The 18,117-nt window shown below is 69.7% G+C and carries 14 protein-coding genes and 1 tRNA gene; 9 read left to right on the top strand and 6 right to left on the bottom strand.

Features of this window, described 5'->3' with window-relative positions; translation table 11 throughout:
- Nucleotides 1-130: 130 nt before the first annotated feature.
- Nucleotides 131-1,162, bottom strand: coding sequence for an MraY family glycosyltransferase (locus ACFVXA_RS35215; protein ID WP_390028255.1), 1,032 nt, complete (start codon nt 1,160-1,162; stop codon nt 131-133).
- A 382-nt stretch (nt 1,163-1,544) separates the two neighbouring features.
- Here ACFVXA_RS35215 and ACFVXA_RS35210 point away from each other — a divergent pair, with 382 nt between their 5' ends.
- The 6 genes from ACFVXA_RS35210 to ACFVXA_RS35185 all read left to right on the top strand — a co-directional run bounded on the left by ACFVXA_RS35210 (nt 1,545) and on the right by ACFVXA_RS35185 (nt 11,661).
- The gene (locus ACFVXA_RS35210) at nt 1,545-3,836 is read left to right on the top strand and encodes a (Fe-S)-binding protein (RefSeq protein ID WP_362022132.1); all 2,292 of its coding nucleotides are present in this window, start codon (nt 1,545-1,547) and stop codon (nt 3,834-3,836) included.
- Between the two features lie 323 nt (nt 3,837-4,159).
- Nucleotides 4,160-5,434: an FG-GAP repeat domain-containing protein gene (locus tag ACFVXA_RS35205; protein ID WP_390028274.1), complete on the top strand. Its 1,275-nt coding sequence runs from the start codon at nt 4,160-4,162 to the stop codon at nt 5,432-5,434.
- A gap of 158 nt (nt 5,435-5,592) precedes the next feature.
- Entirely contained in the window at nt 5,593-7,050 is a 1,458-nt protein-coding gene (locus ACFVXA_RS35200; RefSeq protein WP_362022135.1) for an FG-GAP-like repeat-containing protein, read from the top strand.
- 225 nt (nt 7,051-7,275) lie between these two features.
- On the top strand, nt 7,276-8,778 hold the full coding sequence (locus ACFVXA_RS35195) for an FG-GAP-like repeat-containing protein (RefSeq protein WP_390028254.1): 1,503 nt from the start codon (nt 7,276-7,278) through the stop codon (nt 8,776-8,778).
- A gap of 180 nt (nt 8,779-8,958) precedes the next feature.
- Nucleotides 8,959-10,395, top strand: coding sequence for an FG-GAP-like repeat-containing protein (locus tag ACFVXA_RS35190; RefSeq protein WP_390028253.1), 1,437 nt, complete (start codon nt 8,959-8,961; stop codon nt 10,393-10,395).
- A gap of 243 nt (nt 10,396-10,638) precedes the next feature.
- Nucleotides 10,639-11,661, top strand: a complete 1,023-nt coding sequence (locus tag ACFVXA_RS35185) for a Yip1 family protein (protein ID WP_390028252.1) — start codon at nt 10,639-10,641, stop codon at nt 11,659-11,661.
- 100 nt (nt 11,662-11,761) lie between these two features.
- Here ACFVXA_RS35185 and ACFVXA_RS35180 read toward each other — a convergent pair whose 3' ends face one another.
- On the bottom strand, nt 11,762-12,259 hold the full coding sequence (locus ACFVXA_RS35180; RefSeq protein WP_390028272.1) for a phosphoribosyltransferase: 498 nt from the start codon (nt 12,257-12,259) through the stop codon (nt 11,762-11,764).
- Nucleotides 12,260-12,269: 10 nt separating this feature from the next.
- On the bottom strand, nt 12,270-12,845 hold the full coding sequence (gene dcd, locus ACFVXA_RS35175; RefSeq protein WP_362022147.1) for a dCTP deaminase: 576 nt from the start codon (nt 12,843-12,845) through the stop codon (nt 12,270-12,272).
- Between the two features lie 514 nt (nt 12,846-13,359).
- On the opposite strand from dcd, the gene ACFVXA_RS35170 reads away from it, so the two are divergent.
- Nucleotides 13,360-13,433: transfer RNA gene (locus ACFVXA_RS35170), tRNA-Gly, on the top strand.
- A 153-nt stretch (nt 13,434-13,586) separates the two neighbouring features.
- Here ACFVXA_RS35170 and ACFVXA_RS35165 read toward each other — a convergent pair.
- The gene (locus ACFVXA_RS35165) at nt 13,587-14,246 is read right to left on the bottom strand and encodes a nuclear transport factor 2 family protein (protein WP_390028250.1); all 660 of its coding nucleotides are present in this window, start codon (nt 14,244-14,246) and stop codon (nt 13,587-13,589) included.
- Between the two features lie 260 nt (nt 14,247-14,506).
- Between ACFVXA_RS35165 and ACFVXA_RS35160 the strand changes: the two genes are divergently transcribed.
- Nucleotides 14,507-15,139: a TetR/AcrR family transcriptional regulator gene (locus ACFVXA_RS35160; RefSeq protein ID WP_383745887.1), complete on the top strand. Its 633-nt coding sequence runs from the start codon at nt 14,507-14,509 to the stop codon at nt 15,137-15,139.
- A gap of 58 nt (nt 15,140-15,197) precedes the next feature.
- Here the strand turns inward: ACFVXA_RS35160 and ACFVXA_RS35155 are convergent, their stop codons facing one another.
- Both ACFVXA_RS35155 and phoU read right to left on the bottom strand, forming a co-directional pair.
- Entirely contained in the window at nt 15,198-15,500 is a 303-nt protein-coding gene (locus ACFVXA_RS35155) for a hypothetical protein (RefSeq protein WP_362022169.1), read from the bottom strand.
- A 576-nt stretch (nt 15,501-16,076) separates the two neighbouring features.
- Nucleotides 16,077-16,763, bottom strand: coding sequence for a phosphate signaling complex protein PhoU (gene phoU, locus ACFVXA_RS35150; RefSeq protein ID WP_362022172.1), 687 nt, complete (start codon nt 16,761-16,763; stop codon nt 16,077-16,079).
- A 253-nt stretch (nt 16,764-17,016) separates the two neighbouring features.
- Here phoU and ACFVXA_RS35145 point away from each other — a divergent pair, with 253 nt between their 5' ends.
- Nucleotides 17,017-18,111: a PP2C family protein-serine/threonine phosphatase gene (locus tag ACFVXA_RS35145; protein ID WP_390028248.1), complete on the top strand. Its 1,095-nt coding sequence runs from the start codon at nt 17,017-17,019 to the stop codon at nt 18,109-18,111.
- Nucleotides 18,112-18,117: the final 6 nt, after the last annotated feature.

Raw genomic sequence — 18,117 nt, 5'->3', positions numbered from 1 at the left:
AGTGTGCACGACGCCCGCCGCTGGGTCAACAGACCTGAGTCAGGGTGGCTCAACTCTTATCTCTTCCTTACGCGCATGATGGACCTGACCTGGGAAAATCGAGCGGGTCCGGCGTTCGAGGAAGAGCGCGTCAGCGCGAAACGGGGCGCCTTGGGGGCGGAGCCCCCCAGATACGGGAGGGGTAGGGGCGGAGGGAGCGAGAACCTCCCGGCCGCACACCTCCCACGACCGCGACGAGCCCGACACCCCCGGCCACCCACCACGCGGCCCCCGCCCCCACCCACCCCAGATCGATGAACAGTCCCACCAGCGCCCCGGGGAAGGCGGCCGCACCGAGGACGACCACGACCCCCTGCCGGGTCAGCCCGACCCGCCGCAGCCGGTGCACCAGGTGGTCGGGGGCGGGCCGCAGCAGCGGGCGCCCACCCCGCCGCCGCGACACCAGCACGAGTACGGCATCGGCGCAGGCCACGGCCGTCAGCGCGAACCCCGCGCCGAACCCGGCCCCGGCCTGCCGCCCGGCATGCACGAGCACCGCCGCCGAGGCCAGCACGAACCCGGCGAACAGCGCGCCGCACCGCCCCGGCGCGATCCGGGCCGGCGGCCAGCCGTGCATCAGGAAGCCGGTCAGCGCGGCGGCCAGCACACTCAGCAGCGCCGCGAGCCCGTCCATCACCTCGGCGGCGGCGCACCCGCTGAGCGCGAAGGCGGTGATGACCCCGACGGTCCCCATCACCCCGTCGGCATGATCGAGGGAGGCGAAGGCATGGACGACGAACACGACGCAGGCGACGGCCAACACCCCGCCCGGCAGGCCGAGTTCCTCGTACGGCACGGTCAGCGCGGCGCCGACGGCCACGCCGGCCACCCGCACCACCGGCGGCAGGGTCCACAGGTCGGTGACGAGCCCGAGCAGCGCGACCCCCATCGCGACCACCAGCAGCCGCGCGGCCTCCGGCCCCAGCGGGGCGACGTCCGTCCACTCGCCGACTCCGGCGACGAACGCCGTGCCGCCGACGACGGCCACTCCGCCGAGCAGCGGAACCGGCCGCACGCGACGCCGTTCGACGATCCCGAAGCGCAGGGCGAACGTCCGCAGCAGCGCGGCGAGCGCGGCGGTCAGCAACAGGGCGGCCGTGGCGGCAGCGATTCCGTACAACACGACGCCAATTTAGGCCTGATTGTCACAATATTGCGCCATTAACACGATCAGCTTTGGATCGGGCGGCGGCGCGATGGGGCGGCGCCCCGTTCGGGGCGAGGTGGACCTGATGGGCGAGACCCCGCCCGGGGCGAGGTGGACCTGATGGGCGAGACCCCGCCCGGGGCGAGGTGGACCTAGTGGGCGAGACCCTGCCCGGAACGATGCGGGCCTGGTGGGCGACACCCCGCTCAGGCGAGCCTCAGCGACGCAGATCACCGCACTGCTGACTACAGTGCGGCAGTAGAAGTGGGTAGTCTCAGACGGACTGCATAAGTTACCGCTTAGTAATCACATCGAAGTCCGCCACGAAGCCCCGCCTCGCAGGCCCGAGGAGCCCCCAATGCAACTCGCCGCGATCATCGTGTCGCTGGTCCTGACCGTGGTCGGCGTTGCGCTCATTGCCCGAGCCGTCGCGCAGATCTACCGGTTCATCAAGCTCGGCCAGCCCGTACCCGCCGGCAGCCGAACCGACGACTGGAAGGCCCGCAGCATCACGCTGGCCAAGGAGTTCGTCGGCCACACCCGCATGAACCGGTGGGGGATCATCGGCGTCGCGCACTGGTTCGTCGCCGTCGGCTTCCTGACCCTGGGCCTGACGATCGTCACCGCCTACGGTCAGCTGTTCAAGGCCGACTGGACGCTGCCGATCCTCGGCGGCTGGCTGCCGTACGAGCTGTACACCGAGTTCATCGCGCTGTTCACGACACTCGGCATCCTCGTACTGATCGCGATCCGGCAGCTGAACCGGCCGTCGAAGCCGGGCCGCAAGTCGCGCTTCGCGGGCTCCAAGACGGGCCAGGCGTACTTCGTCGAGGCCGTGATCCTCGTCATCGGCCTCGCGATCATGACCCTGCGCGGCCTGGAGGGCGCGATTCACGGCGTCCACCACTACGAGGCCGCGTACTGGGCCTCGTACCCGCTGGTCGCCGCCTTCAAGGGGCTGAGCCTCGGCACGCTGCAGAACCTGGTCTACCTGACCGCCATGATCAAGCTCGGCGTCACCATGACCTGGGCGATCACGGTCGGCCTCAACACCAACATGGGCGTCGCCTGGCACCGCTTCCTCGCCTTCCCGAACATCTGGTTCAAGCGGAACGCGACCGGCGAGACCGCGCTCGGCGCGCTCCAGCCCATGACGTCCGGCGGCAAGCCCATCGACTTCACCGACCCCGGTGAGGACGACGTCTTCGGTGTCTCCCAGGTCGAGCAGTTCTCCTGGAAGGGCCTGCTCGACTTCTCCACCTGCACCGAGTGCGGTCGCTGCCAGTCGCAGTGCCCCGCCTGGAACACCGGCAAGCCGCTCTCCCCCAAGCTCCTCATCATGTCGCTGCGCGACCACGCGCACGCCAAGGCGCCCTACCTGCTCGCCGGTGGCGGCAAGGACATGGAGGGCAACGAGAAGGCGTCGGCCGAGCAGCTCGCCGACGTCCCCGCCGCCGCCCTCGCCGAGGCCGAGCGCCCCCTCATCGGCACCGTCGAGGAGAACGGCGTCATCGACCCGGACGTCCTGTGGTCCTGCACCACCTGCGGCGCCTGCGTCGAGCAGTGCCCGGTCGACATCGAGCACATCGACCACATCGTCGACATGCGCCGCTACCAGGTGATGATCGAGAGCGCGTTCCCGTCCGAGGCGGGCACGATGCTCAAGAACCTGGAGAAGAAGGGCAACCCCTGGGGTCTGGCCAAGAAGCAGCGTCTGGAGTGGACGAAGGAAGTCGACTTCGAGATCCCGGTCGTCGGCCGCGACATCGAGGACCTGTCCGAGGTCGACTACCTGTACTGGGTCGGCTGCGCCGGCGCCCTCGAAGACCGCGCCAAGAAGACCACCAAGGCCTTCGCGGAGCTCCTCCACATCGCGGGCGTCAAGTTCGCGATCATGGGCGGCGACGAGAAGTGCACGGGTGACTCCGCCCGCCGCCTCGGCAACGAGCCCCTGTTCCAGGAGCTCGGCATGGAGAACGTCATGGCACTGAACATGGCGTTCGGCGAGGAGACGGACGACGAGGGCAAGGTCACGCCCGAGTCGCAGAAGCCCAAGTCGGCGAAGAAGATCGTCTCCACCTGCCCGCACTGCTTCAACACCATCGCCAACGAGTACCCGCAGCTCGGCGGCGACTACGAGGTCATCCACCACACCCAGTTGCTCCAGCACCTCATCGACGAGGGCAAGCTGCTCCCGGTGACCCCGGTCGACGGGCTCATCACCTACCACGACCCCTGCTACCTGGGCCGCCACAACAAGGTCTACACGCCGCCGCGCGAGATCATGTCGGCCGTCCCGGGCCTGCGCCAGCAGGAGATGCACCGCCACAAGGAGCGCGGCTTCTGCTGCGGTGCCGGCGGCGCGCGCATGTGGATGGAGGAGCGCATCGGCAAGCGCATCAACAACGAGCGCGTGGACGAGGCCCTCTCCCTCAACCCGGACATCGTCTCCACCGCCTGTCCGTTCTGCCTCGTCATGCTGACCGACTCGGTCAACGGCAAGAAGAACGACGGCAAGGCCAAGGAGTCCATCCAGGTCGTCGACGTGGCCCAGCTGCTCCTCGACTCCGTCAGGACGCCGGTCGACGACGAGCCCCCGGCGGGCGAGACCGACTCGGAGAGCGCCCCGGAGCCGGAGCCGGTGAAGTAACGGCCCGTTCGGTACCACCGACGCCCCCTGCCCCGTCCGGGCAGGGGGCGTCGTCGTTCCTGGCCGGTTCAAGTGGCTCAGCCTTCGGCCGTGGCGCTCGGCGACGCGGAGGGCGATACAGAGTGCGATGTGGAGGGCGACGTGCGGGGCCTCGGTCAGGCGCTCGGCGAGGAAGCGGGGTTCGCCCGGTGGCGTTGTCCGGCGTGACCCATCCCGCACGCCGCACCCCTTAACCCCCCGCCCGAACACGTGCATGATGACCCGCGTTGTTGTCTCCGGGGCGGGTGAGGTGCGCGGTGAGCGGGCGAAGAGCGGGCACGCGGATGGCGGCAGCCCTGGCGGTATGCGCCCTCGGGAGCAGCCTTCTCGCCGCCTGCGGCCCCGGCACGGAAGCCGGAGCGCCCCAGCACACGCCGACGCGGATCGCGAAGGCTCCCGCCCAACTCCCCGTCCCCCACGGCAAGGGCAGCAAGGTCGCCGACGACTTCAACGGCGACGGCCACCGTGACCTCGTCGTCAACGACCTCGTCAAGCAACAGAGCCACGCGGACGACGCCGGCATCGGCATCGTCTACGGCGGTGCACGTGGACTCACGCCCGGCGCACGGCAGTTGCTCAGCCCGAAGAAGCAGGCCTCCCCTACCAAGGGCCAACTGCCCGCCGTCTTCGACGCGGAGGCGAGCTGCGACCTCGACAAGGACGGCTTCACGGACCTGATCGTGTCGACCGACCCGCCGTACGACGGCCAGGGACAGCCGCCGGTCCCCCTCCAGATCCTCTTCGGATCCCCGAAGGGCCTCACCGGCAGGGCGGTCGAGCTCGCCGTCCCCGCGCCGGCCCGTTTCGGCAACGACTGGCCGGACCAGCCGGTCTGCGGCGACTTCGACGGCGACGGCGCCGAGGACCTGGTCGTGCACGCCTCGGCCGGTCACCTCAGCTGTCTGCGCGGCCCGTTCAGCCGCAAGGGCGCTCCGCGCAAGGCGGGCGGTCCGATCCCGTCGCCGGGTGAGGTGCCCACCGGCCCGGCCGCCGACGTGAACCGCGACGGCTACGACGACCTCCTCGTCCGTACGGCGGCGGGCACGGGCGCGTCGGCGGTGGTCCTCGGCGGACCGGCCGGACCCACCCGCACGGGCGCCGCCCTGCCGGCCGGCATCGACGTCGCGTTCGGCAGCTTCGGCAAGGGCAAAGCCCTCGACGCGGCGGTCGGCGCGATGGACGGAACGTCACTGCGCTACGACCTCCCCGGCGCCGCCCGCGGCAGCGTCCCCACCCCGGGCTCGATGCTCGACTCCGGCGACTTCGACGGGGACGGCCTGAGCGAACTCATCTCCAGCGGCTCGGAGTTGCGTGTGCTGCGGGGTCGTACGGCCGGACTGTCCGCGGCGGGCATGGTGACCGTGAAACCGCCGGCCCAGGGCACCACCCGGGTGCTGACGGTGGGCGACTTCTCCGGGGACGGGCGCGCGGACCTGGTGGTACGGACGTACCGGGGCGAGACGAAGGACACCGTCGCCGTCTACACCGGGACGAAGCGGGGGCTGCTCGCGGCGGAGCCGACGGTCACCTTCTCCACCTCGGAGTTCCTGACGTCGTAGCGCCCGGTGGATAGTGCGCCGACGCCTCCCGCCGCACAGGAACCTCAAAGATTTACCGAACACACGTACAACCCTTACCCAACACCGAAGGTCTCCTGATCGCCCACCGACTGCGGATGCCCCTGCCAGGCATCCCCGCATGCCGCAGGAGATCCCGCATGCACAAGCACCACCCGCGAATCGCCCTCGCAGCGGCCACCGCCGCCGCGCTGACGGGCGGTCTGCTCACCTTCGCGACCGCGCCGGCGACGGCCGCCGCCTCCGCCCGGCACTACAAGGCGGACTTCAACGGCGACGGCTACGGCGACGTCGCGTTCGCCGCCCCGTACGCGACGGTCGGCGGCAAGGGCATGGCCGGCTACGTGGCCGTGGTCTACGGCAGCTCCACCGGCCTGAACCCAGCCAAGCGCACGGTCGTCAGCCAGAACACCACGGGAGTGCCCGGCACCGCCGAGGAGGAGGACTACTTCGGTGAGGCGCTCACCGTGGGCGACCTCAACGGAGACGGCTACACCGACCTCGCGGTCGGCGCCCCCGGAGAGGACGTCGGCACGGACGACGACGGCGGCTCGGTCACCGTGCTGTGGGGCTCGTCGGGCGGCATCAAGAACGGCACCTCGGTCAAGGACCCGGCCGCCTCCGCGCACGACGAGTGGGGCCGCAGGCTGACCGCCGGCGACTTCAACGGCGACGGCAAGGCCGACCTGGCCGTCGCCACCAGCGCCTCGCACGCGTACATCGTCAAGGGCCGCTTCACCACGACCGGAACGACGGGTGGCACGCAGAAGATCGACCTGCCCGAGTGGGCGATGTTCGGCGTCGACGCCATGGCGGCGGGCGACACCAACGGCGACAAGAAGTCCGACCTCGTCGTCACCTACCGCACACGGCTCGACTCCGACCCCTCGGGCAGCTGGTCCAAGGGCGTCGCCTATCTCGGCACCGCCTCCGGCCTGGACACCTCCGTGCCGCGCCCGCTGAACGGCGGCACCTCCGTGGCCCTCGGCGACATCAACGGCGACGGCTACGACGAGATCGCCCTCGGCAACGTCTTCACCAAGGAGGACGACCACACCGGCAGCCTCGGCGGCCAGGTCGTCGTCATCCGCGGCAGCGTGGGCGGCCCGGTCAACGGCGACGCGCCCATGGCCGAACTGACCCAGGCCTCCGAGGGCGTGCCCGGCACCGACGAGGCCAACGACGGCTTCGGCAGCTCGGTCTCGATCGGCGACGTCAACGGTGACGGCTACGGCGAACTCGCCATCGGCGTCGTCTTCGAGGACATCGGCACGAAGGAGGACACCGGCTCCACCGTGGTGCTGACCGGCTACGCGCTCAACGGCGGCCGCGCGATCTCGCAGGACACCTACAACGTCCCCGGCTCCCCCGAGTCCATGGACTACTTCGGCTCCGACGTCCTCCTGTCGGACGTCAGCAAGGACGGCCACGCCGACTTGACCGTCGCCGCCGGCTTCGAGGACGAGGGCGTCGGCGCGATCACCGCGCTGCGCGGCTCCTCCGGCGGCGTCACCACCGCCGGCGCCCGCTCCTTCGGCCCGGGCACCCTCGGCCTGTCCCGCACCTACGGCTCCTTCGGCACCGGCCTCATCGGCTGACGTGCCGAAGGCGGCTCTTTGGTGGGGCGTCGAGCTTCGGCCCGGCGCCCCATCAGTCACGAGAATTTACCGAACTCACGTGCAACCCTTACGCCCCAGCGAAGGTCTCCTGATCGCCGGCCAACCGTGAACCCGAGGACAACTCCCGGCAAACACGAGCGGTCCGCACCCCATTGTCTGTGGATGTCCCGCCAGACATCCCCGCATGCCGCAGGAGAACCCCGCATGCACAAGCAGCACCCGCACCACCGGTCCCACCTGCGACTCGCCCTCGCGACGGCCACCGCGGCCGCGATGACCGGCGGTCTGCTCACCTTCGCGGCCGCGACGGCGAGCGCCGCGGATTCGTTCAGGACGGCGAAGGCCGACTTCAACGGCGACGGCATCGGCGACGTCGCCGCGTCCGCGCCCGGTGCCTACGTCAGCGGCCATGCCAACGCCGGCCAGGTCGTCGTGCTCTACGGCACCGCGAACGGCGTATCGTCCGCCAAGCGCACGACGATCAGCCAGAACACCTCCGGCGTCCCGGGCACCGCCGAGACCGGTGACCAGTTCGGCGCCGAGACGGCGTACGCCGACTTCAACGGCGACGGATACGACGACCTCGCCGTGGGCTCCCCGTACGAGAAGGTCGGCAGCGACACCCACGGCGGTGCCCTCACCCTCCTGTGGGGTTCGGCGAACGGCCTCACCGGCAAGAGCGTCGACGTGCCGGACGCGGCCCCCACCTCGCACGACTACTGGGGCAAGGACCTGGCCGCCGGCGACTTCGACGGCGACGGCAAGGCGGACCTCGCCGTCGGCAACTCGTCCAGCTCGATCTACGTCTTCAGGGGCGGCTTCAGCACCGTCGGCACGCCGGGCGGACGCGGTGTGATCAAGCCCCCGATCCAGTCGGGCACCAACGACTACCCCTTCGGCCCGATGAGCCTCACCGCCGGGGACGTGAACGGCGACGGCCGCACCGACCTGATCGTCGACGGCTACGAGACCCAGACCTCCTCCGGCTGGAACACCAACTACTACGTGCCCGGCACGGCGAACGGTCTGAACCCCTCGTCCGCCAAGGCCCTCAAGCCCGGCATCGTCACCGCGGTCGGCGACATCAACGGCGACGGCTACGGCGACATCGTCAGCGGCGCGGGCTGGGACAGCACCACCACCAACGGCACGCCCGTCCCGGACTCCGCCGACGGCGGCAAGGTGAACGTCACCTACGGCTCCGCGTCCGGCCCCGCCACGACCTCCGGCATCACCCAGAACACCGGCAGCGTGCCCGGCACCTCGGAGAAGGGCGACGCCTTCGGCTGGGACCTGGACATGGGTGACATCAACGGCGACGGCTACCAGGACCTCGTCGTCAGCGCCCCGGACGAGGACATCGACGGCGTCAGCAACACCGGCATGGTCACCGTCCTGTACGGCTCCGCGAGCGGCGTCAAGGTCTCCTCCGGCGTGCAGTCCTTCGCCCAGAGCACACCGGGCGTGCCCGGCAACGACGAGAAGAGCGACCGGTTCGGCGCGGACGTCAAGCTCGACGACGTCACCGGGGACGGCAAGGCCGACCTGCTCGTCGGCTCGTACGAGAACAGCGCCAACGGCGCCGTGACCTACCTGCCGTCCAACGGCACGGCGATCACCACGAGCGGCTCCCGCACCGTCGCGCCGAGCACCTCGGGCGTCTCGACGTCGGGCACGCCGCAGTTCGGCGCCCTCTTCGCCGACTGAGCCGTCCTCTGTCCCTCGGCACCCGTCCGCGTCCGCCCATCCGTCGTCCCCTTTCCGCTGTTCCGTCGTCCCCTTTCCGCTGTCCCGCTGTCCCGCTGTCCCGCTGTCCCGCTGTCCCCTTTCCGCTGTCGCCGGACCCGTGGCCGTCATGGGCCCGACCTCCCTCCTGGAGCCCCTTCCATGCGCAAGCGCACCCTCTTGCTGGCCGCGACCCTCACGACCGGCCTGCTCACCGCCCTGCCCGCCACCACGGCCGCCGCCGCGCCCTCCGGCCTGTCCGGCGACTTCAACGGCGACGGCTACCGCGACCTCGCGATCGCCGCGCCCATCGCCAAGGTCTCCGGCAAGTCCGGTGCCGGTTACGTCGCGATCGTCTACGGCACGGCGAGCGGCCTGGACACCTCCAAGCGCCAGATCATCAGCCAGGCCACGACCGGCATCCCGGGCACCCCGGAGTCGTCCGACTACTTCGGCGACCGTCTGACCACGGGCGACATGGACGGCGACGGGTACACGGACGTCGTGGTCGGCGTGCACAGCGAGAAGATCGGCTCCACCGACTCCTACGGCACGCTCACGGTGCTGTGGGGCGGCGCGGACGGCGTGAAGTCCGGCACCGACATCTCCTCGCCGCTGCCGGAGAACCTCAGCGAGCTGGGCTGGGCGCTCGCGGCCGGCGACTTCGACGGCGACGGCCACACCGACCTGGCGGCCGGCAACAACTCCTCGCCCTCTCTGAACATCTTCCGTGGCCCCATCTCCCGTACGGGCAAGGCGGCTTCACTCGTCGGCATCGACACGATCGACCAGACGACCATCTACCCGGACAACCTGGTCGCGGGCGAGGTCAACGGCGACGGCAAGACGGACCTCCTCGTCATGGGCCAGCAGGAGACCAGCAGCGGCGACTACGCCACCCGCAGCGCCCTCTACCTCGGCTCGGCCACCGGCCCGAAGTACAGCAAGAAGCTCTCGGGCGGCTACTCGGCCACCATCGCCGACGTCGACAAGGACGGCTACGGCGACATCGTCACCGGCAACTTCATGGAGAAGTCGACGACCGAGCCGAACGGCGGCCTGGGCGGGGCGATCACGGTGACCTACGGTGCGTCCGGCGGCCTGAGCACCCGTACCCCGGTCCGTATCACCCAGGACACGGCCGGCGTCCCCGGCACCGGCGAGAAGTGGGACGGCTTCGGCTGGAGCCTCACCTCCGGCGACACCAACGGCGACGGGTACGCCGATGTCGTGATCGGCTCCGACAGCGAGAGCCTCGGCACCAAGAAGCACGCCGGCCAGGTCACGGTCCTGCGTGGCTCCGCGTCCGGCCTGACCGGCACCGGCTCCAAGTCCTACTCGCAGGACACCGCGAACGTCCCCGGCACCGCCGAGTCCGAGGACTACTTCGGCGACGCGGTCTTCCTCACCGACGCCAACGCCGACGGCCGTGCGGAACTGACGGTCGGCGCCCGCGGCGAGAACGACGGCGCCGGCGCCGTCTGGCTCTTCAAGTCCACCACCTCCGGCACCACGGCGACCGGCTCCAAGTCCTTCGGCAGCACCACGCTCGGTGGCCCGTCGGGACTCGCGTACTTCGGCAACGTCTTCGCGGGCTGACCTCCCACCTGGTGACCGCCGCGCCGTACGCCACGGTGGGCGGCGCGAACGGCCTCTCCGGCGTCTCGCCGTCTCCGACGGCGGCCTGTGGACCCCGCGCGGCGCGTCCGCCGGCATCACCCCGGCGAACGCGCTCACCTTCGGCCCGGCGTCGGTGGGCGTCTCGACGTCCGGGTACCCGAGGTTCGGCCAGGTGATGCTCCGCTGAGCCCGTAGGGGGCGCCCGGGGAGTCCCCGTAGGGGATGTCACAGGTCGGCCCCAATGCCGGGCCCGTCGCCCCGGGCCCGGCACGTCACTCTGCGGGACCAGGTACGTTCGATAACGTGGCTGGATTCAGGATCGGACGCGGCCGGGACAACCGAGCCCCGCAAGCGCGACCGCAACAACACCGACCGTCGTACGGACAGCAGGCCCCCCAGGGAGGCCAGCAGCCGCCGTACGGCTACCCGCCCGCGCCGCAGCAGCAGCAGTACGGGGGTCAGGGCCAGGGTCAGCAGTACGGCGGGGCGCAGCCCTACGACGGCGGACAGCGGGGCGGCTGGCCCCAGGCCGGTGGCCCCGGTGGGGGCGAGCCGGAGTACTTCGGCGACGGGCACCCGCAACAGGGCCCGGACCCGTACGCGGCAAACAGCCCCGGCCACACCCAGGCCTTCTCGCTCGGCGAGGACCCGTACAGCCAGGGCGAGACCTACCGGGCCGGCCAGGCCGCGGCCCCGCCGATCGGCCCCCGCCTGCACTGGAAGGACCTGCTGAGGGGCATCGTCATGGCCCCCAACCAGACCTTCCTCCAGATGCGCGACTACACGATGTGGGGCCCGGCCCTGATCGTGACGTTCGTCTACGGCCTGCTCGCGGTGTTCGGCTTCGACGGCGCCCGCCAGGACGCCATAAACGCCACGCTCTCCAACGCCGTCCCGATCGTCCTGACGACGGCCGTGGCCATCGTCATCAGCACCTTCATCCTGGGCGTGGTCACCCACACCCTGGCCCGCCAGCTCGGCGGCGACGGCGCCTGGCAGCCCACGGTCGGGCTCTCCATGCTGATCATGTCCCTCACGGACGCCCCGCGCCTGCTGGTCGCCATGTTCTTCGGCGGCAACGCGTCCTTCGTCCAGCTCCTGGGCTGGGCGACCTGGGTCGCGGCGGCCGCCCTGCTGACCCTCATGGTCAGCAAGTCCCACGACCTCCCCTGGCCGAAGGCGCTCGGCGCGTCAGCCATCCAGCTGATCGCGATCGTGTCGATCATCAAGCTGGGCACGTTCTAGCGCGCGATACCTGCCGTACGGCGGTACGTACCTGCCGTACGCACGAGAGAGGGCTTCCGGCGCAGCGCCGGAAGCCCTCTCTTCGGTTCGTCGTCCCTGCCTACGCGTCGAGAACCTGATCTGCCCTCTTGATCACCGGCGGTTCGACACTCCACGGGAAGTTGATCCACTCGTCGGTCCGCTTCCACACGTACTCGCACTTCACGAGGGAGTGGGCCTTCTCGTAGATCACGGCGCTGCGGACCTCGGCGACCGCGTCGACGCAGAAGTCGTGCACCAGCTTGAGCGTCTTGCCGGTGTCGGCGACGTCGTCGGTGATCAGGACCTTCTTGTCGGAGAAGTCGATGGCGTTGGGGACGGGAGCGAGCATGACGGGCATCTCGAGGGTGGTCCCGACCCCGGTGTAGAACTCGACGTTCACCAGGTGGATGTTCTTGCAGTCGAGGGCGTACGCGAGGCCCCCGGCGACGAAGACACCGCCGCGGGCGATGGAGAGCACGATGTCGGGCTCGTACCCGTCGTCGGCGATGGTCTGGGCGAGCTCACGGACCGCGGCGCCGAAGCCTTCGTACGTGAGGTTCTCGCGCACCTGGGACATGTTCACGCCCTCACACCTGGGTCCGATGGAAGTTGAGGAAGGACCGGGAGGCGGTCGGCCCGCGCTGGCCCTGGTAACGGGACCCGTACCGGTCGCTGCCGTACGGGAACTCGGCCGGCGAGCTGAGCCGGAACATGCACAGCTGCCCGATCTTCATGCCCGGCCAGAGCTTGATGGGCAGGGTCGCGAGATTGGACAGCTCGAGGGTGACGTGCCCGGAGAACCCGGGGTCGATGAACCCGGCGGTGGAGTGGGTGACGAGCCCGAGCCGCCCGAGGGAACTCTTGCCCTCCAGCCGCGAAGCGAGATCATCGGGCAGCGTGATGACCTCGTACGTACTGGCGAGGACGAACTCCCCGGGGTGCAGGATGAACGGCTCGTCGCCGTCGGGCTCGACGAGCCTGGTCAGGTCCGCCTGCTCGATGGAGGGGTCGATGTGCGGGTAGCGGTGGTTCTCGAACACCCGGAAGTAGCGGTCGAGCCGCACGTCGATGCTCGACGGCTGCACCATGGATTCGTCGTAGGGATCGATCCGGACCCGCCCGGCGTCGATCTCGGCCCGGATGTCCTTGTCTGAGAGAAGCACGCCCCGAGGATACGCAAGGCGCGCGGACCGACCACAATCGTGACGTCCCGCGCGCCTGCTCACATCGGTGCCGACGCTCGGCCTACCGCTTTTGCAGCTCCACCGGAACGACGTTCCGGAGCCGCGCACACCGCGGACACCGGATCAGCCGACCGGGACCGAGCCGCTCGGCCTGCTGCATCGGGAACGAAGCGGTGCTGAACACGTGCCCCTCGGCACAACGGACGACGGTGCGCTCCATCAAGTCCACAGAGTCCCTTCCCCAAGAGCCTTCGTCAGGCACTGGCGTGACCGACGACGAAAGCCACATTACGGGACGAAAGGAAAGGCCCTCCAGGCGGCACTCCGGTCCCGCCCAGACCCTCTTCCACGCCTCCACCGTACGCCCCAACTCCGGTCCCCCGCAGCTGCATCCACCCTCCGAAACGCGAACCGGCCCCTCGGCTTCAGCGCCGGAGGCCAGGCATGAGGTAGAGTGAGCGGGCATTCGACACCGGCTCAACCGGCGTCTTACGCGGGTGTAGTTTAATGGTAGAACATCAGCTTCCCAAGCTGAGAGCGCGAGTTCGATTCTCGTCACCCGCTCCATGAAAAGGCCCAGGGTCAGAGACCCGGGCCTTTTTCCATGCATGGTGATCAGTTGTCCCGTGCCGGATTCGAAGAGCCCGGCCTGCCGCGACAGTCGGGCCCCGCCGGTGACGTACGGCCGGCAGTGCCGGGCCACACCCGCCGGGGTACGGCTCAGTGCTTGTTGACCGCCGAGGCCCAGTCGAGGTTCACGCCCATGTCGGAGTACATCTTCGTGTAGCCGACGTAGCAGTTGAACTGCTCGACCTTGCCGTTGTGCAGGTACCAGAAGTCGGCGGTCGGCACGTCGACCTTCGCGCCGGTCGGCTCGACGGTGCCCGCCGGCGTCTGAAGCGGCCCCTCGAACGTGCCCTGGATCGACAGCTCGATGCTGACCACGTCGCCGTTCACGGTGATGCGCTTGAGGTCACGGTGAACATCGGGGAAGAGGTTGGCCATGTAGGGCAGAACGTCACCGAGCGCCTTGCCCTGGTAGGTCTTGCCGGCGACCTCGTCGTTGAAGACGCCGTCCTTGGCGAAGCTGTTGACGAAGGCGGGGACGTCCAGGTTCTTGCCCTCCGCCACGTGGTACGCGTTCAGCACGACCGCGAGATTGGCTGTCTCGTGCCGGGTCAGGTGGTGGTTGGTGAGCGGCAGCGCCGCCAGTTCGCGAGGACTCAGGGCCGTGGGGGCCTCCGAGCTGCCGGCGGTGTGGACGTGCGTGCCGCTGACGGCGGGGCTCGCGGCCTGTGTCGGTGCGGCGGCTATGGCGAGACCGGTCAGGCTCGTGACGGCGGCCGTGGCGATGATCGTCTTCCATCCGAGCGACTTCATGTCGTCTTCCTCTGTGTCGGTTGTTGGGATCCGAGATCCGTCGAGACGGGTTCGCGCCGTACGTGGCGCTTTTCAAATCAAACGCTCGCTTGACTTTATGGACGGCGTCCCATGTCAAGCGAATGTTTGATTTACAGGTTGGGCGGGTGTCGCGCACCGAGGGGGCGGGCGTCGGCCTGGCGTTCTAGGTCGCTGGTGGGCCGCCTGTCGGACCAACGGCTGCTTGACAGCAAAATCAAGCAGCTGTTTGAGTTCTGCCCATGGCGACAGAACGGACAGATCAGCGCCGCGAGGCCGGCCAGCGGACGCGGGACGGCCTGCTGGCCGCCGCGCAGGAGTTGCTCGCGCGACGCGGCCAGGAGGGCGTGACCCTCCGCGAGATCACGGATCGCGCGGGAGCCAACGTCTCCTCGGTGAGCTACCACTTCGGGTCGCTGAAGGCGCTGTGCGATTCGGCGATCGAGAACGCGCTGGAACGCTACCTGGACGCACAGATCGACGAGGTCGCCTCGCTCGACACCGCATCCAGCATCGAGGATCTGGCCGCGGCGTTCGCCGGGCCGATGATGCGTGCGCTGGCGGCCGGCGGACGGGATCTGGCGGTCATGCGGACGGTGGCTCGCGTCGGGATCGACCCCCCTGAGGGCTGGGGCCGGCTGACGGCAAAGTTCCAGCAGTCCCGGCGGGACATCGTCCGGCAGCTCTCGGCGAAGATTCCCGGAGTCGACGAGCGGGAGTTGGACTTCCGCATCCGGTGCGCGGCCGGCCTGCTGAACTGGCTCATGTTGGCGCCCATAGGCACCGAACTGGCCGCCGGGCCCCCTGAGCAGATCGAGCGGTGGCTGGTCCCCGTGTTGGCCGGGGCGTTCTGCGGCTCCCCGAACGTCGGCTGAACCGGGCTGATACCGCCGGCCCGGACGTGGGATTCAGCAGAGCGTGTCTGCTGGACGCCTACCCCTGGACGGGGAGGTCCGGATGGTTGGCCAGAAAGATCACGTAGGCGATCGCCGCCGTTGCGCCCAAGAGGGACAACACCCCACCCACGATGGCCCGTGGCCTGCTCGCTCGGCCCGACCTCGATGCCCGGTACTCGATGCAGGCCCGCACCAGGCCGACGAGGGCCAGGGGCAGCGCGATGAAGCAGACCAGTATCCAGAACGGGCAACAGAGCCAGCACGCCACGGACGTCCCACCGAACCAGACCGCGAGCGCTGCCCTCTCTCGTGTCTCGTCCGGTGCGCCGACAGAAATCATGGGCCGATCCAAGCAGAGCACTTGTGCAAGTCGCGCAGCAGGGGAGTCCGATCAAACCGCCTTCACCGTCGACAGCGGGCAACAGTACGCGGGCAAGTGGGGAATCACGGTGAAAGGGATCTGGCCCGCCGAGGCTCGCGCACGCTTCCGGGCCTCGAGGCGAATCCGGGGACCCACCCTTCAGCGATCACGGCCACAGTCCTCCCGGTGGCCCCGCACCGATGACACGACCCCGCAGCCGGCCTTCAGCGCAGCAGCGGTTCCATGTGCAGCGCGGCGTCGCCGGCCGCCTCGTCGGGAGTGCGGCCGTTCTCTCGGGGACATGCACGGGCTCCCGGCAACTCGCCTCGTGTCAGGCCGCCAGGAGCGAACTTCGAGGTCCAGCGTGCGAAAGCGGATATCGAGGTCCAGCGTGCGACAGCGGATGCGGACCGACCGGGCGGCCGCCAGGTGGTCGTCCGTGATCTCCGGCATGACGGCGCGCCCCCGGATCATGCAGCGCCGCGGGTCGTCGATCGCGCCGAGGGCGGCCTCCCGCCCGAGCTCGCGGGCAGGCCCGGTCCGGCTGTCGAACGGCTACGCCGGGTCGTCCGGCACCACCACAGGTGCCGGGGTCAGTTCGTCCGCGTATTCGCCGGTGACCAGGTAGACCACCCGCTTGGCGACGGACACCGCGTGATCGGCGAAGCGCTCGTAGTAACGGCCGACGAGTGTCACGTCGACCGCGGTCTCCACGCCGTGCTTCCAGCGCTCGTCCAGCAGGTGCTGGAAGAGCGTGCGGTGCAGCTCGTCCATGCGGTCGTCGTCCCGCTCCAACTGCAGCGCTTCGTCGACGTTCTTGGAGACGATCACCTCGGAAGCCTTGGCCATCAGCCGCTGCGCCAACTGCCCCATCTCGAGGACGGTGCTGTGCAGGTCGCCCGGCACCGCCTGTTCGGGGAAGCGCAGCCGGGCCAGCTTCGCGACATGCCGAGCCAGGGCGCCGGAGCGCTCCAGATCCGCGCTCATACGGAGCGAGGTGACCACGATCCGCAGATCGGTCGCGACCGGCTGTTGCCGGGCGAGCAGCGTGATCGCCCGGTTCTCCAGCTCCCGCTGCAGCTCGTCCGCCTTCTCGACGGCCGCGATCACACTCTCCGCGAGCTGGAGGTCCGCATCGAGCAGCGACGCGGTGGCCCGTCCGATGGCGGAGCCGGCCAGCCGGGCCATCTCGACCAGTCCGTCACCGATCGAGTCGAGTTCCTCGTGGTATGTGTCCCGCATCGCGTTCCTTTCCCGGTACCCGTGCCCAGGTACTCCCGTCTGCTGCCAGGCTTGCACACCGGTGTGACCACGAGTATCGGCCTCCTGGGCCGCCTCCGGCCCGTGTGAGTGGTGGCAGGCACACCACCCACAGCATTCGTCCGACCGGCTCGCGGGGTGCAGAGTGGAACTCGCGGGGTGCAGAGTGGAAGACGTGGACCTCCGGTGGCGCTTTGGTGGTCAGGGTCAGGCGTGGCAGTCACGCCATGCGCTGATGCTCTTCCCGCTTGCGCTCATCGTGGTGATCACGATCGTCGACATCAATGTCCCCGCCGATGTCCATCTGGGGCCGTTGCTCGTCGTCGCGCCCGCGCTCACCGCTTCCTTCGCCGGCCCCTGGCGCACCGGGCTGATCGGCCTCCTGACCGTGCTGGCTCAGGCGTTCATCGGTCTGCACTTCGGCGTGCTCTTCACGGAGCGCAACGTCATGATCCAGGTGGTCGCGCTCACGGTGCTGTCAGCCATGATCGTGTTCTTCTGCGTCGTGCGGGAACGGCGCCGGGCGGAGCTGGCCAAGGTGCGGTCGGTGTCCGAGGCCGCCCAGAGGGCGCTGCTGCGTCCGCTCCCCCAGCGGATCGGTTCGTTGCAGATCACCTCCTTGTACTTGGCCGCCGAGGAGGAGGCCGAGATCGGCGGGGACCTGTGCACCGCCACACGTACCGGCAGCGGGACTCGAATGATCATCGGTGACGTTCGGGGGAAGGGCCTGTCTGCTGTCGGGGAGTCCGCGATGCTGCTCGGCGCCTTCCGTGAGACCGCCGATCGCTACACCTCGCTCGCCGCTCTCGCCGCCGCGCTCGACCGCAGTGTGTGCCGCTACCTGTCCGACTTCATCGAGGCCGACGGTGACATCGAGGAACATTTCATCACCGCCCTGCTGCTGGAGATCCCCGACGAAGACCCGGCGGTTCGGATGACCGACTGCGGCCACCCCCCACCACTGCTGCTGAGCCGGGACCGGGTCGCCACCGTCACGAGCCCCCACCCGGCGCCCCCGCTCGGCATGTACGAGATGGCGGCGGGTGACTACACCATCGACGAGTTCTCCTTCGAGGCCGGTGACACGCTGCTGCTGTACACCGACGGCGTCACCGAGGCCCGCGACCGCAACGGCACCTTCTACCCCCTCGCGCTACGCGTCGCGCGCTGGACCAAGAGCGACCCGGAAGCGCTCATGCACCACCTGCGTCGGGACCTCCTCGCCCACTGCGGCGGACACCTCGGCGACGACGCCGCCATCGTCGCGATCCAACGCACGGCGCCCCAGTCCGGCCACCGCCTTGGACTGTTCAACCACGCCGCCCACTGACTCCGG

This window comes from Streptomyces sp. NPDC058246 (assembly GCF_042881985.1).
Taxonomy (GTDB): domain Bacteria; phylum Actinomycetota; class Actinomycetes; order Streptomycetales; family Streptomycetaceae; genus Streptomyces.
This window is presented reverse-complemented; position numbering and strand designations above follow the sequence as displayed.

Coding starts and splice junctions, on each gene's coding strand:
- ACFVXA_RS35210 (WP_362022132.1), top strand. CDS start 1,545: ATGCAACTCGCCGCGATCATCGTGTCGCTGGTCCTGACCGTGGTCGGC.
- ACFVXA_RS35205 (WP_390028274.1), top strand. CDS start 4,160: ATGGCGGCAGCCCTGGCGGTATGCGCCCTCGGGAGCAGCCTTCTCGCC.
- ACFVXA_RS35200 (WP_362022135.1), top strand. CDS start 5,593: ATGCACAAGCACCACCCGCGAATCGCCCTCGCAGCGGCCACCGCCGCC.
- ACFVXA_RS35195 (WP_390028254.1), top strand. CDS start 7,276: ATGCACAAGCAGCACCCGCACCACCGGTCCCACCTGCGACTCGCCCTC.
- ACFVXA_RS35190 (WP_390028253.1), top strand. CDS start 8,959: ATGCGCAAGCGCACCCTCTTGCTGGCCGCGACCCTCACGACCGGCCTG.
- ACFVXA_RS35185 (WP_390028252.1), top strand. CDS start 10,639: ATGTCACAGGTCGGCCCCAATGCCGGGCCCGTCGCCCCGGGCCCGGCA.
- ACFVXA_RS35180 (WP_390028272.1), bottom strand. CDS start 12,259: ATGTCCCAGGTGCGCGAGAACCTCACGTACGAAGGCTTCGGCGCCGCG.
- ACFVXA_RS35165 (WP_390028250.1), bottom strand. CDS start 14,246: ATGAAGTCGCTCGGATGGAAGACGATCATCGCCACGGCCGCCGTCACG.
- ACFVXA_RS35160 (WP_383745887.1), top strand. CDS start 14,507: ATGGCGACAGAACGGACAGATCAGCGCCGCGAGGCCGGCCAGCGGACG.
- ACFVXA_RS35155 (WP_362022169.1), bottom strand. CDS start 15,500: ATGATTTCTGTCGGCGCACCGGACGAGACACGAGAGAGGGCAGCGCTC.
- phoU (WP_362022172.1), bottom strand. CDS start 16,763: ATGCGGGACACATACCACGAGGAACTCGACTCGATCGGTGACGGACTG.
- ACFVXA_RS35145 (WP_390028248.1), top strand. CDS start 17,017: ATGCTCTTCCCGCTTGCGCTCATCGTGGTGATCACGATCGTCGACATC.